The organism is Streptomyces sp. NPDC005899 (assembly GCF_040629645.1).
Classification (GTDB): Bacteria; Actinomycetota; Actinomycetes; order Streptomycetales; family Streptomycetaceae; genus Streptomyces.
Genome location: NZ_JBEXWB010000542.1, coordinates 1 through 2,907 on the forward strand (window position 1 = coordinate 1; position 2,907 = coordinate 2,907).

The window sequence follows — 2,907 nt, forward strand, 5'->3', positions numbered from 1 at the left end:
GCCGGATCACGACGCGTCGTGATCCGGCGGGCCCTTCCCCATGGTGCCCGGGGCGTCAGCCGCGCCGTCCGACGAGCTTCCAGGAGGCGGGCAGGGCGCCCATGGCGAGGACCGCCTTGAGAGCGTCGCCGAGCAGGAACGGGGTGAGGCCGGCGGCCACGGCGGCGCTCATGGACATACCGGTGGAGAGGGCGAGGTAGGGCACGCCGACCGCGTAGATGATCAGCGAGCCGACGGCCATCGTGCCCGCGGTGCGCAGCACCGAGCGGTCACCGCCGCGGCGGGCGAGGCCACCGGCGACCGTGGCCGCGAGCAGCATGCCGAGGACGTAGCCGAACGAGGCCCCGCCGGCACCGGAACTGCCCTCGGAGAACCACGGCATGCCGGCCATGCCCACGACGGCGTACAGGGCGAGGGACAGGAAGCCGCGCCGGGCGCCGAGGGCGGTGCCGATGAGCAGCGCGGCGAACGTCTGGCCGGTGACGGGGACCGGGGACCCGGGGACGGGCACGGCGATCTGCGCGGCGAGGCCCGTCAGAACGGCGCCGCCGGCGACCAGCGCCGCGTCCACGGCGTAGCGGTGCCGGGCCGCGGGCAGCAGGTCGGCGAGGACCACTCCGGGGCGGGTGGGGGCGGCAGCAGTGCTCATCGGGACTCCGCGGGTAGGGCAGCAGGAAGGGTGGGACGGACTGAGGGTGACGTTAGCCGACGGGATATCACCCGATCACCGTCAGCCGTCCACAAAGCGCCGGTCGGCGGCATGGTGGGGTTCTCACAAAGAGGGATGCGCAATCACGTGTCGGCGTGACGCTTGTCACGGTGGTGAGAGGTGCATCCACCGACCATGCGGGAGGAGGGCTGCCGCGCGGGACTGTAGGTTTCCCATAACGAGGCTACAGGTTTCCCATGACGGGACCCGCAGTGCGGCACGTGCGCGGGTGTGCACCGGGTGTGAAACCGGTGACCGTACAGCGGACATCCGTTCCCCGTGAGCGGTCCGCCGACCAGACTGTACGCCGACCTCCGTCCCACCCAGTGAACAGAGCCCGTCCATGTCCCGGACCTCCGCGCCGCCCCCCACGGACGCCGCCGCACCCACCGCCGGCTCCGCCCTCACCCACGGCCTCAAGCAGCGCCACCTGTCGATGATCGCCCTCGGGGGCGTCATCGGGGCGGGGCTCTTCGTCGGCTCCGGCGCCGGTATCGCGGCCGCCGGCCCCTCGATCGTCGTCGCCTACGGCATCTCCGGGTTGCTCGTCATGTTCGTGATGCGCATGCTCGGCGAGATGTCGGCCGCCGATCCGGCGTCCGGTTCGTTCTCCGTCCACGCCGAACGGGCGATCGGGCCGTGGGCGGGCTTCACCGCGGGGTGGGCGTTCTGGGTGCTGCTCTGCGTCGCCGTCGGCCTGGAGGGCATCGGCGCCGCGCAGATCGTCACCGGCTGGCTGCCCGGCACACCCGAGTGGGCGTGGGTCGCCCTCTTCATGGTCGTCTTCCTGGGCACGAACCTGGCGTCCGTGAAGAACTTCGGCGAGTTCGAGTTCTGGTTCGCCACGCTCAAGGTCGTCGCCATCACCCTCTTCCTCGTCCTCGGCGTGCTCGCGATCCTCGGCGTGCTGCCCGGCACCGACTCCCCCGGGGGCGCGAACCTCGCCGGGGAGGGCGGCTTCCTGCCGAACGGCTCGAACGGCTTCATCATCGGGCTGCTGGCCTCCGTGTTCGCCTACGGAGGACTGGAGACGGTGACGATCGCGGCGGCCGAGTCCGAGGACCCGGTGCGGGGTGTCGCCAAGGCCGTGCGCACGGCGATGTGGCGGATCGCGGTGTTCTACGTCGGCTCGATGGCGGTCATCGTCACCCTCGTGCCGTGGGACGAGCCCGAGGTGGCCGAGGTCGGCCCCTTCTACGCGATGCTGGACCACCTGGGCATCGGCGGCGCGGCGGAGATCATGAACGTGGTCATCCTGGTCGCCCTGCTCTCCGCGATGAACGCCAACATCTACGGCGCCTCGCGCATGGCCTGCTCCCTCGTCGCCCGCGGGCAGGGCCCGAAGCGGCTCGGCCGGGTCTCCTCCGGCGTGCCGCGCAACGCCGTACTCGTCTCGTCCGTCTTCGGCTTCCTGTGCGTACTGCTCAGCTACTGGCGCCCCGACGACGTCTTCCCGTGGCTGCTCAACATGATCGGCGCGGTGATCCTCGTCGTGTGGATCTTCATCGCCGTCTCGGAGCTGATCCTGCGCCGGAGGCTGGAGCGCGAGGCCCCCGAGCGGCTCGTCGTCCGCATGTGGCTGTTCCCGGCCCTGACGGTCGTGGCGCTCGCCGCCATGGTGGGCATCTTCTTCCTGATGCTGCGCCAGCCCGACACCCGCGACCAGTTGCTGGCGACGGGGGCGCTGACCGCGGTGCTGGCCGGCGTCGGCCTGGTGCGGCAGAGGGCGGCGGCGCGCGGTACGCGCACCTGACATCTCCGCACGCCGGCACGGCACTTCCGGGAGGGTGGCCGCCGCGCCCCTCCGTACCCGCCGGCCCGGCCGTGCTCCACCCGGTGCCCGGACGGCCGCGGGTGGTGCGGCTGCGGCCACTCGTGACGTCTCCGCCGATCGAGGCCGGCGCGTACGCGTAGGCGCGCCCGCACGCCGATGTCCGGCAGCCCCGACGACCTGGAGGCGGTCGCCCCTCGGCCCTGCCGAGCACCCGACGGCCACCTCGTCCGCCTCCGCGCGGAAGCGGGAGGTGAGCACCGGGCGCCACCGCGGTACACGTCCCCGCGCTCGCCCCGAAGGGCCGGGCCGGCCGGCGGTGCCGGCCTGCCGCGCCCGGGCGCCCGCCGCCCCCCGGCGGGCTCCCCCGGTACGGGCCGCCGGGGCCGGCCCGCTCGTCACCGGGCGCGTCGCTCACGGACCCGGG

2 protein-coding genes are annotated in these 2,907 nt (G+C 73.3%); one reads left to right on the forward strand and one right to left on the reverse strand.

Annotation, left to right across the window (positions count from 1 at the left end; all coding sequences use genetic code 11):
- Positions 1-55: 55 nt before the first annotated feature.
- A complete protein-coding gene (locus ABZ371_RS31145; protein WP_358685980.1) occupies positions 56-649 on the reverse strand; it encodes a biotin transporter BioY in 594 nt (197 codons plus the stop codon).
- A 403-nt stretch (positions 650-1,052) separates the two neighbouring features.
- Between ABZ371_RS31145 and ABZ371_RS31150 the strand changes: the two genes are divergently transcribed.
- On the forward strand, positions 1,053-2,462 hold the full coding sequence (locus tag ABZ371_RS31150) for an amino acid permease (RefSeq protein ID WP_358685983.1): 1,410 nt from the start codon (positions 1,053-1,055) through the stop codon (positions 2,460-2,462).
- Positions 2,463-2,907: the final 445 nt, after the last annotated feature.